13 protein-coding genes are annotated in these 21,119 nt (G+C 61.2%); 7 read left to right on the top strand and 6 right to left on the bottom strand.

The genetic code is table 11. The features are described from left to right. Positions 1–105 precede the first annotated feature (105 nt). The 3 genes from gorA to ACJ8HH_RS21415 all read left to right on the top strand — a co-directional run bounded on the left by gorA (position 106) and on the right by ACJ8HH_RS21415 (position 3,890). A complete protein-coding gene (gene gorA / locus ACJ8HH_RS21405; protein WP_025304617.1) occupies positions 106–1,458 on the top strand; it encodes a glutathione-disulfide reductase in 1,353 nt (450 codons plus the stop codon). Positions 1,459–1,614: 156 nt separating this feature from the next. Then, complete coding sequence (locus tag ACJ8HH_RS21410) at positions 1,615–2,109, top strand: molybdopterin-dependent oxidoreductase (protein WP_033636391.1); 495 nt, start codon at positions 1,615–1,617, stop codon at positions 2,107–2,109. Next, complete coding sequence (locus tag ACJ8HH_RS21415) at positions 2,106–3,890, top strand: ATP-binding response regulator (protein WP_033636392.1); 1,785 nt, start codon at positions 2,106–2,108, stop codon at positions 3,888–3,890. Before ACJ8HH_RS21410 ends, ACJ8HH_RS21415 begins: the two co-directional genes overlap by 4 nt. Here ACJ8HH_RS21415 and ACJ8HH_RS21420 read toward each other — a convergent pair. From ACJ8HH_RS21420 to ACJ8HH_RS21435, 4 genes are all read right to left on the bottom strand, one after another. Beyond that, positions 3,880–4,731 carry a helix-turn-helix domain-containing protein gene (locus tag ACJ8HH_RS21420; RefSeq protein WP_033636393.1) on the bottom strand — a complete coding sequence of 284 codons (852 nt, stop codon included), beginning with the start codon at positions 4,729–4,731 and terminating at the stop codon, positions 3,880–3,882. The genes ACJ8HH_RS21415 and ACJ8HH_RS21420 overlap by 11 nt on opposite strands. A gap of 455 nt (positions 4,732–5,186) precedes the next feature. Then, positions 5,187–8,213: an autotransporter outer membrane beta-barrel domain-containing protein gene (locus ACJ8HH_RS21425; RefSeq protein ID WP_412072749.1), complete on the bottom strand. Its 3,027-nt coding sequence runs from the start codon at positions 8,211–8,213 to the stop codon at positions 5,187–5,189. A gap of 202 nt (positions 8,214–8,415) precedes the next feature. Continuing rightward, on the bottom strand, positions 8,416–11,439 hold the full coding sequence (locus tag ACJ8HH_RS21430; RefSeq protein WP_120028087.1) for an autotransporter serine protease: 3,024 nt from the start codon (positions 11,437–11,439) through the stop codon (positions 8,416–8,418). A 478-nt stretch (positions 11,440–11,917) separates the two neighbouring features. After that, positions 11,918–12,556, bottom strand: a complete 639-nt coding sequence (locus ACJ8HH_RS21435) for a TetR/AcrR family transcriptional regulator (RefSeq protein WP_060452235.1) — start codon at positions 12,554–12,556, stop codon at positions 11,918–11,920. Between the two features lie 263 nt (positions 12,557–12,819). Here ACJ8HH_RS21435 and ACJ8HH_RS21440 point away from each other — a divergent pair, with 263 nt between their 5' ends. Then, positions 12,820–14,037: a Tm-1-like ATP-binding domain-containing protein gene (locus ACJ8HH_RS21440; RefSeq protein ID WP_049212973.1), complete on the top strand. Its 1,218-nt coding sequence runs from the start codon at positions 12,820–12,822 to the stop codon at positions 14,035–14,037. A gap of 94 nt (positions 14,038–14,131) precedes the next feature. Here the strand turns inward: ACJ8HH_RS21440 and spy are convergent, their stop codons facing one another. Next, positions 14,132–14,620, bottom strand: coding sequence for an ATP-independent periplasmic protein-refolding chaperone Spy (gene spy / locus ACJ8HH_RS21445; protein WP_033636398.1), 489 nt, complete (start codon positions 14,618–14,620; stop codon positions 14,132–14,134). Between the two features lie 536 nt (positions 14,621–15,156). Between spy and pdeR the strand changes: the two genes are divergently transcribed. Continuing rightward, positions 15,157–17,151: a cyclic di-GMP phosphodiesterase gene (pdeR, locus tag ACJ8HH_RS21450; RefSeq protein ID WP_039569730.1), complete on the top strand. Its 1,995-nt coding sequence runs from the start codon at positions 15,157–15,159 to the stop codon at positions 17,149–17,151. A gap of 16 nt (positions 17,152–17,167) precedes the next feature. On the opposite strand, the gene ACJ8HH_RS21455 is transcribed toward pdeR, so the two are convergent. After that, complete coding sequence (locus ACJ8HH_RS21455) at positions 17,168–18,034, bottom strand: crotonase/enoyl-CoA hydratase family protein (protein ID WP_033636400.1); 867 nt, start codon at positions 18,032–18,034, stop codon at positions 17,168–17,170. 341 nt (positions 18,035–18,375) lie between these two features. On the opposite strand from ACJ8HH_RS21455, the gene yhjD reads away from it, so the two are divergent. Beyond that, a complete protein-coding gene (gene yhjD, locus ACJ8HH_RS21460) occupies positions 18,376–19,395 on the top strand; it encodes an inner membrane protein YhjD (RefSeq protein ID WP_033636401.1) in 1,020 nt (339 codons plus the stop codon). A gap of 327 nt (positions 19,396–19,722) precedes the next feature. Then, positions 19,723–21,045: an MFS transporter gene (locus ACJ8HH_RS21465; protein ID WP_039569733.1), complete on the top strand. Its 1,323-nt coding sequence runs from the start codon at positions 19,723–19,725 to the stop codon at positions 21,043–21,045. Positions 21,046–21,119: the final 74 nt, after the last annotated feature.

Below are 21,119 nucleotides of genomic sequence, written 5' to 3' on the forward strand. Positions count from 1 at the left end.
GCCCTGCGTCCACCTATCGCAGCCATCGACGCAATCTTTGCGACAAACCCCGGTCAGGCGTTAAACTCTTACCCTCTTCAAATTCACAACTCATGGAAATCCCAGATGACGAAACATTACGATTATCTAGCAATTGGCGGCGGCAGCGGCGGTATCGCATCGATCAACCGGGCAGCCATGTACGGCCAAAAGTGTGCGCTGATTGAAGCCAAAGAGCTGGGCGGCACCTGTGTAAACGTGGGTTGTGTACCGAAAAAAGTCATGTGGCACGCGGCACAGATCGCCGAGGCCATCCATCAGTACGGCCCGGACTACGGCTTCGACACCACCGTCAACGCCTTCGACTGGAAGAAGCTGGTCGCCAACCGCACCGCCTATATCGACCGTATCCACAACTCCTACGACAACGTGCTGGGCAAGAACAAGGTCGACGTGATCAAAGGCTTCGCGCGCTTCGTGGATGCGCACACCGTGGAAGTGAACGGCGAGACCATCACCGCCGACCACATCCTGATCGCCACCGGCGGCCGCCCGAGCCACCCGGCGATTCCGGGTGCGGAATACGGCATCGACTCCGACGGCTTCTTTGAGCTGGACGCCATGCCGAAGCGCGTCGCCGTAGTCGGCGCCGGCTATATCGCCGTGGAGATCGCCGGCGTGCTGAACGCGCTGGGCGCGGAAACGCACCTGTTCGTGCGCAAGCACGCGCCGCTGCGCAGCTTCGATCCGATGATCGTCGAAACCCTGGTGGAAGTGATGAACACCGAAGGGCCGAGCCTGCATACCGAATCGGTGCCGAAAGCGATCGTCAAGAACGCCGACGGCAGCCTGACGCTGCAGCTGGAAAACGGCAAGGCATTCACCGTCGACTGCCTGATCTGGGCCATCGGCCGCGAACCGGCGACCGACAACCTAAACCTCGGCGTTACCGGGGTGAAGACCAACGAGCAAGGCTATATTGACGTCGATAAGTTCCAGAACACCAACGTCAAAGGCATCTACGCGGTGGGCGACAACACCGGCGCGGTAGAGCTGACCCCGGTCGCCGTGGCCGCCGGCCGCCGCCTGTCCGAGCGCCTGTTCAACAACAAGCCGGATGAGCACCTGGATTACAGCAACATCGCCACCGTGGTGTTCAGCCACCCGCCGATCGGCACCGTCGGCCTGACCGAACCGGAAGCTATCGAGAAGTTCGGCGCGGACAACGTGAAGGTGTACAAATCCTCCTTCACCGCCATGTACAGCGCCGTGACGCAGCACCGCCAGCCGTGCCGCATGAAGCTGGTGTGCGCGGGTAAAGAAGAGAAGATCGTCGGCCTGCACGGCATCGGCTTCGGCATGGATGAAATCCTGCAGGGCTTCGCGGTAGCGGTGAAGATGGGCGCCACCAAGAAGGACTTCGACAACACCGTGGCGATCCACCCGACCGCGGCGGAAGAGTTCGTTACCATGCGCTAACCGCTGCGGTTAGCCCATTCTCAGGCCGGTAAACACCGGCCTGTTCTTTTTGTGCGGTTTACTATTCCCTTCGCGCCCGCCTGCTTTTTCTGCCATTATTCTGCCTGATAAATTAGCGGGACTGATACAACCTCCCCGCGCCTCTGGAGAACACCGATGCTGTTCAAACTATGCAAAACCCTCGCGATGGCCTGCGTGGCCCTGATTATCGCCCAGAGCAGCGCGCTCAGCTTTACCCTGGAAGTGGCGGGCAAGATCGACAACGTGACCGACCCGGTCAACAAAAGCTATCTGTTCACCGATAAGCAGCTGTTGGCGATGCCGGTGCGCAGCATCACCACCTCCACTTCCTGGACGCCGCAGAGAAAATTCGAAGGGATTTCGGTGGCCGATATCCTGGAGCGCGTCGGCGCCAAGGGCGAGACGCTGACCTTCTATGCGCTGAACGACTATTACATCGACGTGCCGCTGTCCGACGTCAAAAAGTACAACATGATCCTGGCCTATAAGATGGACGGGGAGATGCTGAAACTCAGAAACTTCGGCCCGCTGTTCCTGGTTTACCCGCGCGACGCCGCCGGGCCTGAACTGAACTCGCCGTTGTACAACTCGCGCTTTATCTGGCAAGTGGACAGGATCGTGATCAAATGAAGCTGACGACCTTTAAGAACGGCAGCAGGCTGGCGATCCCGGCCATTTTCGCCGCGCTGTTTTTAGTGGCTTCGACCGTCACGCTCTATTACTACAGCGCCACCCTGTCGAAGAAAGGGCTGTATGCCATCGCCGGCACGCAGGAGAACTACTCCTGGTCAATCGCCAAGTTCTCCATCAAGCTGGCGGAGTTCGACACGCTGGTCGAGCAGCAAAGCCACGCCGCGCAGGTGGACAACGACAACCTGCGGCTGCGGTTCGAAATCCTCTATTCGCGTTTTTACGTGCTGGAAACCGTCTCCGAATCGACCCAGCCGCTGTACGCCGAGCCGGGCTACCCGGAAGTGGTCAAACAGATGCGCCTGCAGATGGATCGCATCGATAAGCTGCTGAGCAGTCGGAAAATCGACTTCGGCCAGGTTTCCGCGGCCATGAGGGCCATCAAGCCTTACGCTATCGAAATGGCCAACCTGACCGACCACGCCGAGGTGAAGCAGCGCACCGCCGCCTATGAGGATTACATCGAGAAACGGCACATTATTTTCTATGGGCTGGTGATCGTCATGTTCTCGGTGATCGCACTGATCGCCATCACCCTGATCGTGTTCCGTCAGCAGCGGCTGACCATTCGCCAGCAGGCCAAGGCCATCGAGGCGGAGAAAGCGACGCGCACCAAAAACGCCTTCCTCGGCGCCATCGGCCACGAGCTGCGCACCTCATTGCAGAGCGTGATGTCGGCCATCGACGTGCTGGTGAATACCCGGGTGTCGGCTGAGCATGCGGACACCTTCCAGCGGCTGGAGACCGCCGCGCAGCAAATCGAAAGCCAGATGAAAGATCTGACCGACTACGCGCACCTCGACAGCGGCATGATGGAATTGCGCATCGTGCCGTTCGACGCGCAGAAGCTGATCGCGGAGACCGCCAACGAAATCGCCACCCTGACCCGCAAAGAGCAGGTCAAACTGAGCTGTGAAGTGGAATGCAGCCACCTGCTGGTGCACTCCGATCCACTGCGCATCCGGCAGATTATCGTCAACCTGCTGACCAACGCCTACAAGTACACCGAAAGCGGCAGCATTACGCTGCACAGCTGCCTGCGCCGCCAGCCGGGCGGCAGTTCGTTGATTATCGAAGTGACCGACACCGGCATCGGTATCGAAAAAGACCAGCTCGATCAGATCTTCAAGCCCTTTACCCAGTTGGATCAGTCGCATACCAAGCAGTATGCCGGCGTCGGGATGGGGCTGGCGATCGTGCACGGCCTGGTGACATTGCTCGACGGCACCATCACGGTGTACAGCGAAATCAAGAAGGGCAGCACCTTTATCGTCAGCATTCCGGTGCAGATCAGTGAAGACGAACGCGCCGACGCGCCCGCCGCCGCCAATGCCTCTCTGCAGCAGAAGCCACAGCAGGTGCTGGTGGTGGATGACAACAAGTCGGTGGGTGACGCCTTTGCGGCGCTATTGGACAAGCTGGGCTACCAGCACGAACTGTGCGACTCGCCGGAGCGCGCGCTGCAGAAGCTGCTCAGACGCCCTTACGACGCGCTGTTGCTGGATCTGCAGATGCCGGGCATCGACGGCGCCGCCCTGGCCAGGCAGCTGCGCAACCGCCGCGGCCCCAACCGCCATGTGCCGATCATCGGCATCAGCGCCTACACGCCGGAGCAGCTGACGGCGGATCAGCGCGCCCTGTTCGATAACTACCTGATGAAGCCGGTTCGGCTGGATGCGCTGTCAAACGCACTGGCCGAGGTGTTCCCCGCTAAAGATTAAAACAGCGTTGCAGTGCGGCTTCGATCACATGGAGCCGCACCGGCTTTTCATAAGGGCCGAGCACGTCGTACTCGCGCATCGCCTGAGCGATTTCCGACTCGCGTCGGTCGGTGCCCAGTTCGCCGGTCAGCACCAGTACCGGCGCGTCCGGGTTATCGGAGGCGCGGATGGTGGCGATACAGCGATCCGCCGTTTCCTCACCGATCAGCCAGTCCACCACGTAGCCGTCGAACAGACTTTGCTGCAATGCCTGACAGAAACTGTCGACGTCGTAAAACGCCACCGCGTTGAAGCCGCAGCCGCCGAGATACTTGGCCAGCTCATCGGCCGCCTGATGCGAATCGTCCAATACCGCGATGCTCAGCCGCTCGTCGTCGCCGAAGCCGGGCCGGATTTCGATCAGATCGACGCCGTAACGCGGGCCTGCCGGTGCCTCATCGGCGCGATAGATACGCCACTGCCCTTCCACGCGCAGCGCCACAAATTCCGCCGGCCGCCCGGCAGGAAGCTCATCGCCAATGTGCCCGACGCAAGGCATCGCCACCCCCGCCACGAAAAAGATGGCATCGCGCGCCATGTTTGGCTCGGTGGTCTCGTGTTCGGCGCTCAAATCGGCGATCGCCGCCGGCGTTTCTCCCAACGCGGCCGCGACGCTGTTGATCTGTTCCAGCGTCCAGGGGCTTTGCCCTTTCAGTTTGCGGTGCGCATGTGAAAAACTCAGATCCAAGATGCGGCTGAGCTCGCGGGCATGCTGACGTTTTCCAATCCCGTAATGTAAAAACAGCTCCCTGACCCGATTGGCAATCGACTGTGAATCGAATTTTTGGTGATTGTTATCCATTTGTTCCTTCGATTTTTTTTACTGATTTATCAGTCGTTTTGATTATTTCCGCTGAAAAAGCCACATCTAAAACTGGCATCTCATGCAATTATGCGTTAAAAACGTTGCTTGACATACCATGTTGCATCGTCAAACATGGTATCAAAAGAGACATACAGCAATACACTATAAAAAATAACACCAGCACGTTTTTTAATAATAACCATAGTAACACCAGGGAAAATTTGTTCCGTTGCCGCTACTGAGACGATGAGCACATCGCTCGGACTGCGCAAATCAAACGGGGCTTGAGCCTTTAGCGCTAATCTGTTTTACCCACTTTTAAGCCGGGATCCGTCAGGGTCCCGGTTTTTTATTGCCCTGGCGCCGCGCCATCATACGGACTCACCCCGCAGCCGCAAATAAAAACGGAGCCGGCATGCCGGCTCCGTGGTCATTGCGATGATCGCTGAACGTCAGAAGCGCCAGGTAAAACCGGCGTTGACGCTGTTGTCCTGATGGTTCTGCGACAGCAGCCCGCCATAGCCCAGCGACAGCGTGGCGTTCTCGTTCACCGCCACTTCCGCCCCCGCCTTCAGCACCATCCCGTCGCGCGAGACCGGCACGCTGTCCACCACGAACGGCGCGTTGCCGCCGTTGAACCGCAGCCCGGTACCTCGTTCCAGCCCGCCGTACTGGTGTTGCCACCCCAGCTCGCTGCGCAGCGCCACCGTCGTGCCCGCGCTCACCTGCCATTCGGTGTCCGCACGCAGGCCCAGCGTCGATACCGTCGCGTCCGTGTGCTGCTTGTCGCCGCGCAATGCCGCCGCGCCGCCGCTTTCCGCGATGCCGTTGTTTTCGAAGTTCACGTACGCCAGGTTCACGAACGGCTCCAGGTTCAGCCACTCACCCCGCACGCTGTAGCCCGCTTCCGCGAACAGCTGCTCGGTGCGCGCGCTGTACTTCGCCGTGTCGCGGTCCGACTGCATCCCGTAGTTCACCGACCGCTTGGTGTCGATGCGGTGCCAGGTGTAGCCCGCCCCGCCGCGCAGCGCCAGCGCCCCGAACTGCTTGTCGCCGTACGCCGCCAGGTGGTAGTTGTCGCTGTCCGCCTTCGACCCGTACCCGCCGTGCAGCGAGGTGCGGGTGTAGCCGGTCGCTACCCCCAGCCGCCAGTCGTCCGCCGCCGCCGAGTCCAGCCCCACCAGCACCCCGTAGGTCGAGGCCTGATAGCCGGTAGCATTGGCGTCGCCCGACGCGTGGTCCCACGCCCCCAGCAGCTGCGCCCAGGCACCGCCCTCGTCCGCCTTGATGGCCGACGAGCTCGCCAGCCCTTCCGCCTGACGCAGGCGCCCGTTCAGCGCCTCACGCAGGTAGCGGCTGTCGTTCACCAGCGCCGAGGCGATGTCCGCATGGATTTGCCCCGACAGCTGACGGAACGCCTGCCGCGCTTCGCCCGCCGTGCCGCTGCCGAGCAGGCTCTCGTACACCGGGTTGCCCGCCGCCAGCGCATCCGCCGCCGCCGCCACCGCCCGCTCGTTCGCCGTCTGCGCCACGCTGGCGAAGCTCGTGCCGTTGCGCCCGACGCTCAGTGTCACCCCGGTCGGCTGGTAGCTCAGCCCGGTGCCGAGGAACAGGTAGTTCGGCGCCACCGCGTCAAACTGCCCGCTCACCCCCTGCTGCGCGCTCAGGATGGTGTACTGCTGGCCCAGCAGGCTGCGCACCTCGCTTTGCGTCAGCAGGTTGGGGCTGTTCTCCAGCGTCACCGCCACCTCGCCGCCGCCGATCGTCGCCGATCCGCTGCTCTGGATCCGATCGCTCTGGCCGTTCGGCCCCACTTCCACCGCGTAGCGCGAACCCGGCTCGAAGCTGACGTTGCCGGCCACGTTAAGGGTACCGATCGAGTTGCCCGGCGCCACGGTGCCGCCCTGACGGGCGGTCAGCGAACCGAGCGTGCCGCTGCCGCCGACGATGCCGCCGCTCTGCACGCTGACGGCCGAAGTGACCGAGCCGTTGACAGCCAACCGCCCCTGATTGACCAGCGTCGGGCCGGCATAGGTGTTGGCGCCGGTCATGACCAGCGTGCCCATCCCTTCTTTGGTCAGGCCGCCGTGGCCAGAGATGTTGTTGGAGTAGACTTCCAGTTCGCAGCTGATGTCATCACACTTTCTGGCGTGCAGCGTGCCGGCATCCACCTCGGCGCCCAGGCCCGGAATATTGGCGACAAACTGGGTCGGGCCGTAGGCCACGCCCGTCGGATCCGGGATGCGGAACTCCGCCGGAATATCCTCGACGGTATAGAACATGCCCGGGCCGTTAATGGCTTTGCCCAGGTTGATCATCCCCCAGCCGTAGAGCGCGTCGATGCCCGGCGCGCCCATGTCGGTGGCGGTAGTTTTCAGCACGTCGGCAATCTGCGCCGAACTCATGTACGGGAAACGCTGCAGCAACACCGCCACCGCGCCGGTGACGTGCGGCGTCGCCATCGAGGTGCCGTTTTTATTGCCGTAGTCCGACACCAGGTTGGCCGGATCGGAACCGTTGGCCACGGTGCTGTAGATTTTGCTGCCCGGCGACGAGATGCAGAAGCTGGCGGTATAGCCGCAGCGGGAAGAGAAGCTGCTGATGGTGTAAGGCACGCTGTTGGTCGATGCCGCATCCTGCGCCACGCTGGCGACCGACAGCCAGTTTGGCGCGATGTCCGGCACGAAGTAGGCCAGCCCGCTGATCACATCCGGCTGGTTGTAGTTGCCGTCGTTACCGGCGGCGAACAGCACCAGAATATTTTTGCGCGCGGCGTCGATGGCGCCCTGATAGCCTGCGCCGGCCAGGCTGCCGAGCAGCGGTTTGACCTGATCGAATTGTTCCTGCGCATCCTTCAGCTCAAAGTGCAGCGCGTTAGGATCGCGGCCGCCGTCGGACAGAAAGTCGGGAATACTGACGCCCCAGCTGTTGTTGATCACCCGCACGCCGTTGTTGATCATCGCCTGCCAGCCGGCATTGGTGACGGCGCCGTCCAGGCCGAGGAATTCACCATAGGCCGGGCCGTCGTTGTCGTTATCGACGCTGATCACCTGCGAATCGAAAGCCACGCCGTGCATGCCGACGCCGTCGCGGTTGGCGGCGCTGATGCCCGCAACGTGCACCCCATGATTGCTCAGCATGCCCTGTGAGCCGCTGTAGAAGTGGAAGGTGCCGTCGAAGTAAAAGCGGTCGCCGGCGTTAATGCCCGGCCGGTGCGGATCGGTGTAGGCGCGATAGCCTTCGGTGACGACGTTGATCAGTTTGCCGTCGCCGGCGAACTCGGGATGGCGGTTGACCGGGGTATCGAAAATGCCCACCTTCTGCCCTTTGCCGGTATAGCCGGCGGCGTAGGCCTCATCGGCGTGGATCGCCCCCAGCCCCCAGTTGGCGTTGAACTCGGCGTTGCGCCAGCTGGCCGGATCGCCGGCTTGGCCGTTCACCTCGTGCGGCGCCGCCTGTGCATACCCCGCCAGCGCCATGCAGCAGACTAGCGCGTTCAGCCGCCACGGCGAGCGGCGAGCATTTCCTTTGCTATCAAAACCCATTGTTGTTGTCATTTCCTTACCTTTTGCTTGTTATTGGCCGACGCCCCAAGTGCGCCGGGTTTTCATTAGCAGGATGTGAAAAAGGAACCGTCCGCAGACGGTTCCGGTACAAGGATTGAATCGATGGTGTTTGTGCTTAGAAGCGCCAGGTGAAACCGGCGTTGACGCTGTTGTCCTGGTGGTTCTGCGACAGCAGCCCGCCGTAGCCCAGCGACAGCGTGGCGTTCTCGTTCACCGCCACTTCCGCCCCCGCCTTCAGCACCATCCCGTCGCGCGAGACCGGCACGCTGTCCACCACGAACGGCGCGTTGCCGCCGTTGAACCGCAGCCCGGTGCCACGCTCCAGCCCGCCGTACTGGTGTTGCCACCCCAGCTCACTGCGCAGCGCCACCGTCGTGCCCGCGCTCACCTGCCATTCGGTGTCCGCGCGCAGACCCAGCGTCGACACCGTCGCGTCCGTGTGCTGCTTGTCGCCGCGCAATGCCGCCGCGCCGCCGCTTTCTGCGATGCCGTTGTTCTCGAAGTTCACGTACGCCAGGTTCACGAACGGCTCCAGGTTCAGCCACTCACCCTGCACGCTGTAGCCCGCTTCCGCGAACAGCTGCTCGGTGCGCGCGCTGTACTTCGCCGTGTCGCGGTCCGACTGCATCCCGTAGTTCACCGACCGCTTGGTGTCGATGCGGTGCCAGGTGTAGCCCGCCCCGCCGCGCAGCGCCAGCGCCCCGAACTGCTTGTCGCCGTACGCCGCCAGGTGGTAGTTGTCGCTGTCCGCCTTCGACCCGTACCCGCCGTGCAGCGAGGTGCGGGTGTAGCCGGTCGCCATCCCCAGCCGCCAGTCGTCCGCCGCCGCCGAGTCCAGCCCCACCAGCACCCCGTAGGTCGAGGCCTGATAGCCCGTGGCGTTGGCGTCGCCCGACGCGTGGTCCCACGCCCCCAGCAGCTGCGCCCAGGCACCGCCCTCATCCGCCTTGATGGCCGACGAGCTCGCCAGCCCTTCCGCCTGACGCAGACGCCCGTTCAGCGCCTCACGCAGGTAGCGGCTGTCGTTCACCAGCGCCGAGGCGATGTCCGCATGGATTTGCCCCGACAGCTGACGGAACGCCTGCCGCGCTTCGCCCGCCGTGCCGCTGCCGAGCAGGCTCTCGTACACCGGGTTGCCCGCCGCCAGCGCATCCGCCGCCGCCGCCACCGCCCGCTCGTTCGCCGTCTGCGCCACGCTGGCGAAGCTGGTGCCGTTGCGCCCGACGCTCAGCGTCACCCCGGTCGGCTGGTAGCTCAGCCCGGTACCGAGGAACAGGTAGTTCGGCGCCACCGCGTCAAACTGCCCGCTCACCCCCTGCTGCGCGCTCAGGATGGTGTACTGCTGGCCCAGCAAGCTGCGCACCTCGCTTTGCGTCAGCAGGTTGGGGCTGTTCTCCAGCGTCACCGCCACCTCGCCGCCGCCGATCGTCGCCGATCCGCTGCTCTGGATCCGATCGCTCTGGCCGTTCGGCCCCACTTCCACCGCGTAGCGCGAACCCGGCTCGAAGCTGACGTTACCCGCCACGTTAAGGGTACCGATCGAGTTGCCCGGCGCCACGGTGCCGCCCTGACGGGCGGTCAGCGAACCGACCGTACCGCTGCCGCCGACGATGCCGCCGCTCTGCACGCTGACGGCCGAAGTGACCGAGCCGTTGACTGCCAACCGCCCCTGATTGACCAGCGTCGGGCCGGAATAGGTGTTGTTACCCGTCAGCACCAGCGTGCCGATGCCCTGCTTGGTCAGGCCGCCGTGGCCGGAGATGTCGTTACTCCAGAAGTCCAGGCCGCACAGCACATCGCTGCAGACGCGCTCGGTCGGTTTGCCCTTGTCCAGCACCGCGCCGACGCCCGGCAGATCCACCACGAACTGGGTCGGGCCGTAGGCCACGCCCGTCGGATCCGGGATGCGGAATTCTTCGGGAATATCCTCGACGGTCGCCAACATGCCAGGGCCGTTGATGGCTTTGCCCAGGTTGATCATCCCCCAGCCGTAGAGCGCGTCGATGCCCGGCGCCCCCATGTCGGTGGCGGTGGTTTTCAGCACTTCCGCCACCTGCGCGCCATTCAGATACGGGAAACGCTCCATCAGCACCGCGACGCTGCCGGCCACGTGCGGCGCCGCCATCGAGGTGCCGCTGTATTTGGCGTAGCCGGTCGTCAGATTCTCCACGCTGGTGCCTTCAATCACCGAGCTGTATACCCGGGTGCCCGGCGCCGAAACGCAGAAGCTGGCGGTGTAGCCGCAGCGGGAAGAGAAGGTGCTGATGCTGTAGTCGCCGCTATTAGAGGGATCCTGCAAGCTGGCGACCGACAGCCAGTTCGGTGCAATCTCCGGCACGAAATAGGCCAGGCCGGCCATGGCATCGGGGTTATTCAGATTGCCGTCGTTACCGGCGGCGAAGATGGTGACCACGCCGCTGCGCGCCGCGTCGATCGCGCCCTGATAGGCGCCGCCGGGCTTGGTGCCGAGGATCTGTTTGATCTGATCGAACTGCTTTTGCGCATCGTTTACCGTGAAGTGTGGATAAGCCGGGTCATAACCCCCCTCCTCAAACTTTTCGGTAATGCCGATGCCCCAGCTGTTGTTGATGATGCGCGCGCCGCTGGCCACCAGCGCATCCCAGCCGGCCTGGTACACCGCGCCGTCGTTGCCGAGGATGATGCCGTCCTCCGGGCCGGGATCGCCGTTTTCGGCGCTGATGATCTGCGCGTTGAACGCCACGCCGTGCATGGCGCCGCCGTCGCGGCTGCCGGCGGCGATGCCGCCCACGTGGGTACCGTGCGAACCGAGCGTGCCATCGGAGTCCACGCTCGGCGTACCGTCATAGCGGAAAGTGTCGCCTTTTTTCACCGGGATATAGGGATCGGTGTATTCGCGGATGCCTTCGGTGACCAAATTGATCACCTTATTCTCACCGGCAAATTCGGGATGCTTGGCGTAGACCGGCTGATCGAAAATGCCAAGTTTGATGCCTTTTCCGGTATAACCAGCGGCGTAGGCCTGGTCGGCGTGGATCGCCCCCAGCCCCCATTCCGCGTTGAACTCACTGCTGCGCCAGCTGGCCGGATCGCCCGCTTTGCCGTTCTCTATATAGCTGGCAGCCTGCGCCCCGCCGATCGCCGTCAGGCAGATCAGCATCGCGCTCCATTGTGCGCGATGAACTCCGATTTCAGGCCAGCCGAAGGCCGCCCGAGCGGATTTGACTCCTCTAAGTTTCTTCTCCATCCCAGATACCGTCCGTTGTTGTTTGCAAATGTTTTATAAGATTTTTTGTGTAACAGTTTGGTAACACCAAATAAATAAAGCACAACAATCTCAAGTGCGCTTAATGTGTCATCCGGCAGTTCGGCGGGAGGAGAGAAAGTTTCAGGGGTGAATCAGGCCAGCGACGATAAGAAATGACAATGACGCTTGGCGGTATCGGAGCGGCGATAGCACGTGAGGGAATAAATATTAATTAACTGATAAATAAAAATATAATTCAGGGGTAAATGAAGGGTGTGGCCGCCTGAAAAGTGCTTAACAGGCGTCTTTTATCACTTTAAATTATAAATTTTGCCAATATTCACTCAGTGAATTATGCTGGTTTTTCAGTCAGGCATCGGCAAAAATTGGATTATCCTGCTGATGTTTTTTTGCGGTTCGTCGCGTCCTCTTCCGCCTGACGAAGGATGGCTTTGGCCATCCATTGCGTGACGTCCTGAATGCTCTCAAGCTCCAGCCCCCAGATATCTTTCAGCACCAGGAACACCTCCGAGCCGTAAATCAGCGAGAAAGCATGAATCACTCTCTGCAGAGAGTCCGGCGGCAGTTTGCCCTGCAGCGGTTCTACCGCCAGCGCCAACAGACGCTTGCGGTTGCCGCGCACGAATTTTTCGCCCGGCGTCGCGTGCGCCCACTGCTGCAAAGAGAGCTGCAACGCCGCGCGCAACGCCCCCTCGTGCCGTTCCATCTGAGGATAGGCGAAGGTCAGCAACTGCTGGATGCGCTTCAGGGCATCATCGTCTTGCGGGCGCCATTCCAGAATAGGCCCCAGGCTTTTCGCCACCACGGCGCTAATCAGCGCACTCTGGGTCGGAAAGTAGCGGTAGGCGGTCGCACGCGATACCTGCGCATACGCCGCCAGTTCGGTGATCGAAGGAAACGCGCCTTCGTCATACAGCGCCATCGCGCTGGCCAGCAACAAACGGTAGGTTTTTGCCCGGGTGGACGTCAGTGAAGGATCGAACGGGGTGGGAAAAGCATTTATCGGCACTTAAACCTCATACATCTGTACATGCTTGCGCGGCTGGAGATACGCCACTGCCGACAGGTTGACGACAAAGGCTCGGCCGCGCAAAAAGCTCAAAAATGAGACAGAAGTCCCATTTTGCACTGAGCTGCCCTTGCAAAAATGATACTGCCGTCTCATTATATAAATACATTAATCAATTTAATTTAAATGCCAACACCAGGGCACCTAAAAAAATATAATGCATTAATTTTTAAAATAAAAATTAGAAGCACCTCGGAAAACCCATGAAAGATACTTCAAATTTTGTCTATATTGCTACCACAGCAGATACGAAAGGACAAGAGTTGGAGTATGTGCGGCGGCTGATTGCCAGCCTGGATTTACCCACGCGAACCGTCGATCTCTCCACCCGTAGCTTGCCGTTTGACTCCCCGGCCGATATCGGCCCAGAAGAGGTCGCTCGCCACCATCCGGCGGGCGCCGGCGCGGTCTTCTGCGCCAGCCGCGGCCAGGCGATCGCCGCCATGGCGACCGCTTTCGAACGCTTTATCCTGACGCGCCGCGATATCGCCGCCCTGCTTGGCCTGGGCGGCTCCGGCGGCACCGCCATCATCACGCCGGCCATGCAGCAACTGCCGATCGGTCTGCCGAAAGTGATGGTCTCGAGCATGGCGGCGGGTGACGTTTCCGCCTATGTCGGCGCCAGCGATATCAGCATGCTGTATTCGGTCACCGATCTCGCCGGCCTGAATCGCATCTCGCGACGGGTGCTGGGCAACGCGGCGCGCCAGATAGCCGGCGCAGTCCGCTTCGCCGCCGTCGACTCTCACGACGACAAGCCGGCGATCGGCCTGACAATGTTTGGCGTCACCACGCCCTGCGTTCAGGCGTTGATTGCCGAGTTGGGATCGCTATGGGATTGTCTGACGTTTCATGCGACCGGCAGCGGCGGCAGAGCGTTGGAAAAACTGATCGATAGCCGCCAACTGCACGGCGCCATCGATTTGACCACCACCGAAGTGGCCGATCACCTGTTTGGCGGCGTGCTGCCCTGCAATACCGATCGTTTCGGTGCCATCGCGCGTACCGGCATCCCGTGCGTGCTCTCCTGCGGCGCGATCGACATGATCAACTTCGGCGCGCCGAACACGGTGCCGGCTCGCTATGCCAACCGTCTGCGCCACCCTCACAACCCGCAAGTGACGCTGGTGCGCACCAGCGCGCGGGAGAATGCGTTAATGGGGCGTTGGATGGGCGAAAAAATCAACGCCTGCGCGGGCGAAGTGCGTTTCGTTATCCCGGCGGGCGGCGTATCGGCTCTGGACGCGCCCGGGCAACCGTTCTGGGATCCGGCGGCGCTGGCCGCCTTTACGCAAGCGCTGGAAGAAACGGTGCGCGCCACCGACAAACGCCGGTTGATAAAAACGCCTTATCATATTAACGACCCGCGCTTTGCTCAGGCCGTTGCCGAGCAGTTCCGGCACATGGTCGGCGGAGAATGATTATCACTCACTGCATAGCCTGCCAGTGATAACGCCAAATAGGAAAAGGGCCAGACAAATAGTCTGGCCCTTTATTATTCACCGCGAGCGGATATTACTGATCGGAGGACATCTGCGCCTTCATTTTATTCATATGGTCCATCATCTTTTGCTCACGTTTCTGATAATTCTCATTGTATTGTTTTTTCTGCTCAGGGGTCAGCAGGTTATACATTTTATTTTCCGCTTTGGCGCGCTCCAGCATGCGTTCGGATTGCGCTTTACCGATCGCGTCAATTTGCGCCTTCGCCTTCGCTTCGTCAAAGCTGTCGGAAGCGACCAGATTGTGCAGCGCCTGGCGCTCCTCTTTCATGCCCGGCCCGCGCTTCTGGTGCGACTCTTTCATGATATCGCGCATCTGCTGGCGCTGCTGCTCGGTCAGGTTCAGCCCGGCGAACGGGCCGCCTTTGCCTTCACCCTTGTGATGCATCATTTTCATCGGCGCCGCATCCGCCGCCGGGGCAGTGGTGTCTGCAGCGAACGCCGCGGAAGCAGAACCCAGGGCCAGCGTGGAAGCAATAAATAAAGCCGTCAATTTACGCATAATCATTTCCTTAAAAGTTTTTCTTCATCAGGAGCGCTGTACGTTAACAGGCTCATTCGTCGTCGGAGATAATAATAGGCTGATAAATTTCAAGTAATGCGAGGGTGTGTAAACTTTTTAAAACCCGTCTCGGATTTATTCACCAATTATGAGAAAACTATGAAGATGGCGTTTATTTGATGGAAATTTTAATTTCCCGGCAACAATCCCCTCGGTGGAGTTATTTTTCCGCTTTCCCCTTACCGTTATAATTTACTCGCCTGCACGGCAACCTTGCATCAACCGTTTTCCGATAACGGGGGGAAGTCAGTACCAGCATCACAGGATCCGATGTTCTCCTACACTTTAAGACAACCGGCCGCCGGGCGACGTTTACACCGCAAAACTAATCATTGCTTATATAATAGTTCCCATCACCCGCTCCGCCTGTGAAAACCTGTTATATGATGCACAGATGCGTACGGCGATCGCTTTCGGGCCAACAGGCTGCCCGGAGCTGTGCTGACCGGCCGCCCGTGCTCTTTTGAGGAATCATCATGCCCGCAGACCAAGGCCCTGAGCTTCTTAACGCCCACTTCGGCACCCAAAGCCCCCACTGGCGGCTGGCGTTTGACAGCAATGCCCTGGAGCTGTCCGCCGTTAAAGGCAAAGCCCACGTCGCGGTGGCGCTCAGCGCCATGGAAGCGGCGAAAATCCGTCGCCTGACCGGCGTCACCGCCAGCCTGGAGCTGACCATTACGCTAGCCGGTGCACCGCTGCATCTGCATCTGGTCGGGCGCCGCGTCAACAACCTCGAATGGGCGGGCACCGCTTCCGCCTTCAGCGACACCCAATCTGTGGCGCGCGACCTGGTGCACGGCCTCTCCTTCGCCGAGCAGGTGGTGTCCGAAGCCAACTCGGTGATCGTGATCGTCGATCAACACGGCCGCATTCAGCGTTTCAACCGGCTGAGCGAGGAGTATACCGGGCTGCACGAACACGAGGTGATCGGCAAAAACGTTTTCCAGCTGTTTATGAGCCCGGAAGAAGCCGCCGCTTCGCGGCGCAACATCGCCGGCTTCTTCCGCAACGGTTCGTCCTATGAGGTGGAACGCTGGGTAAAGACGGTCAAGGGCGAACGGCTGTTCCTGTTCCGCAATAAGTTCGTGCACAGCGGCAGCGGCAAAAACGAAGTCTTTCTGATCTGCTCCGGTACCGACATCACCGAAGAACGCCGGGCGCAGGAGCGACTGCGGGTGCTGGCCAACACCGATCTCATCACCGGCCTGCCGAACCGTAACGCCATCCAGGACAAGATCAATCACGCCATCGCCACGCGCGGCGAAGAGAGTTTCGGCCTGGTGTACCTCGATCTCGACAACTTCAAAAAGGTCAACGACGCCTACGGCCATATGTTCGGCGATCGGCTGCTGGTCGAGGTCGCGCTGGCGATCCTCGGCTGCCTGGGCCCGGACCAGGTGCTCGCCCGCCTCGGCGGCGACGAATTCCTGGTGCTGGCACCGCAAACCGATCGCGAGCGCCTGCAAACGCTGGCGCAGCGCATCATCGACAGGCTGAAAACCCCTTTCCGCATCGGCCTGATTGAGGTGTATACCGGCTGTTCGATCGGCATCGCGCTGTGCCCGGAGCACGGCAACGATCTCGACAGCCTGATCCGCAGCGCCGATACCGCCATGTACGTCGCCAAGGAGCACGGCAAACGTACCTATACCGTCTTCTCGCCGGAGATGAATAAACGCGTCGCCGAATACATGTGGCTGGACACCAACCTGCGCAAAGGGCTGGAGCAAAATCAGCTGGTGCTGTATTACCAGCCGAAAATCGACGCGCGCAGCGGTGAAGTGCACAGCGTGGAAGCGCTGGTGCGCTGGGATTCGCCGGAGCGCGGCCTGATCCCGCCGCTGCAGTTCATTTCCTATGCCGAGGAGTCCGGCCTGATCGGCCCGCTCGGCCAATGGGTGCTGCAGACCGCCGCCGGGCAGGCGGCGCAGTGGCAAGAACAGGGCTTGAATCTGCGGGTGGCGGTCAATCTCTCTGCCCGTCAGCTGGCCGATGACAGCATCGTCAACGACCTGCTCGGGGTGCTGCGCCGTCACCGCATGGCCCCCTGTCTGCTGGACTTCGAGTTGACCGAAAGCAGCCTGATTGAAGACGAGAACCGCGCGCGCGCGTTGATCACCCGGCTGCGCGAACTGGGCGCGCAGGTGCATCTCGACGACTTCGGCACCGGCTATTCGTCGCTGGCGCAGCTGGCGCGCATTCCTCTGGACGCCATCAAGCTGGATAAAAGCTTCGTGCGCGGGGTGAATTTCAACCCGGTATCGCAATCGTTGGTGCGCGCGATCGTTGCGGCGGCGGAGGCGTTGGCGTTCCGGGTGATCGCCGAAGGGGTGGAGACCGAGAGCGAAAACCACTTCCTCGACGAGGTCGGCGTGGACGAAAAACAGGGCTTTCTGTTTGCGCGGCCAATGCTCCCGGAACAGCTGGAGCATTGGCTGCAGTCCTATCGCCCGCGCTCACCCTCCGCATGAGGCGGGCGCGTTAAGGTTAGCCGGCACGACGCAGGTTCAGGGTATGGCGATCCTGCAACATCACCAGCCGCTCGATGTAGGCGCGGTCTTTTTCCTCAATGGTAAAGGCCGAGTGCACCCAATCTTCGGTAATGTCCATCAGCTCGGAGCGCGTCAGCTGCAACACGCGCTGACGCGCCCGCAGCATGGCGCGCATGCCGTTGAGCTTCGGCCGAATGGTATCGATAAAGGTGCGCGTCGCCATGTAGGCGTCGCCGGGCTGGAACAGCTGATCCACCAGCCCGCGGCTCTCGAACCACTCTGCGGTGTGCGACTCGCCGCCCCAAATCAGCTCCTCGGCCAAGCGCATGCCCGCCTTGCGCGCCACCAGCGAGTAACCGCCCATACCGGGAAACAGATTGAACGCGATCTCCGGAAACCCCATGCGCGCATTGTTCTGCGCCAGCACGAAATGGTGCGCCAACGCCGCTTCAAAGCCGCCCCCCAGCGCGCTGCCTTCGACCATCGCAATGCTGACCGCGCCGGTGTCGAAACCGCGAGCCGCCGCATGCACGCAGTCGATGCAGGCGCGCGCGTAGGCCATCATCGCCTCGCGCTTGCGGTTTTTGATCGCGTCGGCGAAGAACTGCAGATCGCCGCCGACGTTGAACATGTTCGGCACCAGCGAGCCGGTGACCCAGAAATCGAACCGCAGCGAAGATTCCTTCGCCGCCTGCGCCAGCGTCATGATGTCTTCGATCAGCGCCTGGTTGAAGCAGGGGCGCGGCGCGGCGCGCAGCAGCATCCACATGATGTGCCGCCCCTCTTCATAGTAGGCGGACAGCTGCGACAGATTGCCCGCTTCGGTAAACGGGCGGCAGGTGGGGTGATTAAGCAATTTCATAAGACCTTCCAGTTTTTCTGTTGATGACGGATGAGACCGTTCCAGCCCCTACGGCTGCAGCGGAGCGGCGAGCGGCAAAGCGCAACGCCACATCATGAGTAAACGCTTTCTCGCCGACGAAACAGATAAAAATTGGAGGTAGGAAAGTGAAAAAAACCGAGGCGCCACGGGGTTTTCATAGGAATTTTACCTATCTGCCCCTCCCCGGCATTTCATGCCGGGCGCTAACGCGCTAAGCTCGGAAAATGACCGTTTACCGCCCCGGCGCTCAAAACGCCGCGGGGCTTTGGCTATAATCAATGCTGAAACATGCCGTTTAACGTTAAGGAAATCGTGAAGTAATGCCTACAGGACCAGACCAGGAACGCCGCCAGCCCGCACAAGACACGCCGCCGAAGCCGCTTATCGCCATCAAGACCGGCCATGAGACCCTCGACCGCCGCATCGGTGGTTTTTCACGTCTGATTGAACGCATCAAAGCCTGGCCGAGCGTGGCGCACCTGCTGCGCGCGGCCGAACGCTTTAACGATCGGCTGGGTAGCCAGTTCGGCGCCGCCATCACCTATTTTTCATTCCTCTCGCTGATCCCGATCCTGATGGTGTCGTTTGCCGCCGCCGGCTTCGTGCTGGCCTCCAATCCGGATCTGCTGGCCCGCTTGATCAACCGGATCGTCGGCAGCATCAGCGATCCGACGCTGGCCAGCACGCTGAAGAACACCGTCAATACCGCCATTCAGCAGCGCACCACCGTGGGGTTGACCGGCCTGGCGCTGGCGCTCTATTCCGGCATCAGCTGGATGGGCAATCTGCGCGAGGCGATCCGCGCGCAGTCGCGCGATGTCTGGGAGCGCAATCCGCAGGATCAGGAGAAAATCTACTTCAAATACACCCGCGACTTCATCTCGCTGACCGGCCTGGTGGTCGCGCTGATTATCACGCTGTCGCTGACCTCGGTCGCCGGGTCGGCGCAGGCGGCGATCGTCAACGCGCTGGGGCTGGACGGCATCGAATGGCTGCGGCCGGCGCTGACGACGATCGCGCTGTCGATCTCGATCTTCGCCAACTATCTGCTGTTCCTGTGGATTTTCTGGATGCTGCCGCGCCACAAACCGAAGAAAAAAGCGCTGCTGCGCGGCACCTTGCTCGCCGCCATCGGCTTTGAAGTGATCAAGTTCGTGATGACCATGACGCTGCCGCAGGTGGCGAAGTCGCCTTCCGGCGCGGCCTTCGGATCGGTGATCGGGCTGATGGCGTTCTTCTACTTCTTCGCTCGTTTGACGCTGTTTTGCGCCGCCTGGATCGCCACCGCCGACTACAAAGGCGACAAAGCGTTGCCGGAACGCGAGCCGCCAGCGCGCTGAAGCCATGCAATCGTGCCGGTGTTATCGCACACACCGGCACGTTAATCTGGTTAACAGCCAAAAAACCAGTCAATACATCTGAATCGCACGGTGCGCCATCCGGAAACCAGCATAACAAACTGCCCAGTCACTTTTCTTTGCCGTTTTTACAGCCATTCCCTCTGCGCGAACTCCATTTCTCAACGTTTAACGCTGCAGAAAAGAAGCCCGGTAAAACATTAGTCTTTTTAACCGGTTAGGAGCGGCGTTGCCCAAAGCTCCCGCGTTGAAAAGGCCGCATGCTGTCACTAAGATGGATTTTTACCCCCTCTAACGATAAGAAATATTATGCAAGCCACCATCGCACCCCCACTCGACGCCGACGAGGCGTCCACACCGGTGAACTCCCGCGGGAAAGTCATCGTCGCCTCGCTGGTCGGCACCGCCATCGAGTTCTTCGACTTCTACATCTACGCCACCGCCGCGGTGATCGTGTTCCCGCACATCTTCTTCCCGCAGGGCGACCCGACCACCGCGACGCTGCAGTCGCTGGCCACCTTCGCCGTCGCCTTTGTCGCGCGCCCTATCGGCTCTGCGCTGTTCGGCCACTTCGGCGATCGGGTAGGGCGCAAGGTCACGCTGGTCGCCTCGCTGCTGACCATGGGGATTTCCACCGTGCTGATCGGCCTGCTGCCAAGCTATGAAACCATCGGCATCTTCGCCCCTATCCTGCTGGCGCTGGCGCGCTTTGGGCAGGGTCTGGGGCTGGGCGGCGAATGGGGCGGCGCCGCCCTGCTGGCGACGGAGAACGCGCCGGCCAAAAAGCGCGCGCTGTACGGCTCCTTCCCGCAGTTGGGCGCGCCGATCGGCTTCTTCTTCGCCAACGGCACCTTCCTGCTGCTCTCCTGGCTGCTGAGCGACCAGCAGTTTATGGATTGGGGCTGGCGCGTGCCGTTCATCCTCTCCGCGGCGCTGGTGCTGATCGGCCTGTACGTTCGGGTATCGCTGCATGAAACGCCGGTGTTCGCCAAAGTGGCCAAGGCCGGCAAACAGGTGAAAGTGCCGCTCGGCACGCTGCTGAGCAAGCACCTGAAAGCCACCATCCTCGGCACCTTCATCATGCTGGCGACCTACACGCTGTTTTATCTGATGACGGTGTATTCGATGACCTACGGCACCGCGCCGCAGCCGCTGGGCCTCGGCTACTCCCGCAACAGCTTCCTGTGGATGCTGATGGTGGCGGTGATCGGCTTCGGCGTGATGGTGCCGATCGCCGGCCTGCTGGCGGATGCGTTCGGCCGCCGCAAGACCATGATCGCCATTACCCTGCTGATGATCGGCTTCGCGTTCCTGTTCCCGCCCCTGCTGGGTTCCGGCAATCAGGCGCTGGTGATGGGCTTCCTGCTGTGCGGCCTGAGCATCATGGGGCTGACCTTTGGCCCGATGGGCGCGCTGCTGCCGGAGCTGTTCCCTACCGAAGTGCGCTATACCGGCGCGTCGTTCTCCTACAACGTCGCGTCGATCCTCGGCGCGTCCGTGGCGCCTTATATCGCCACCTGGCTGGCTGCCCACTACGGGCTGTTCTACGTCGGCATGTACCTGGCGGCGATGGCCGGGTTGACGCTGCTGGCCCTGCTGTTGATGAAAGAAACCCGCCACCGGTCGCTGTGATCCCCTGCGGCCCCCTCACTGCGGGGGCCGCACGCGTTGTTCGTTTACTGTCATAAAACCGGGCTATGCTGGAT

It is taken from the genome of Serratia sp. CY32780 (genome assembly GCF_052169135.1).
Lineage (GTDB): Bacteria > Pseudomonadota > Gammaproteobacteria > Enterobacterales > Enterobacteriaceae > Serratia > Serratia sarumanii.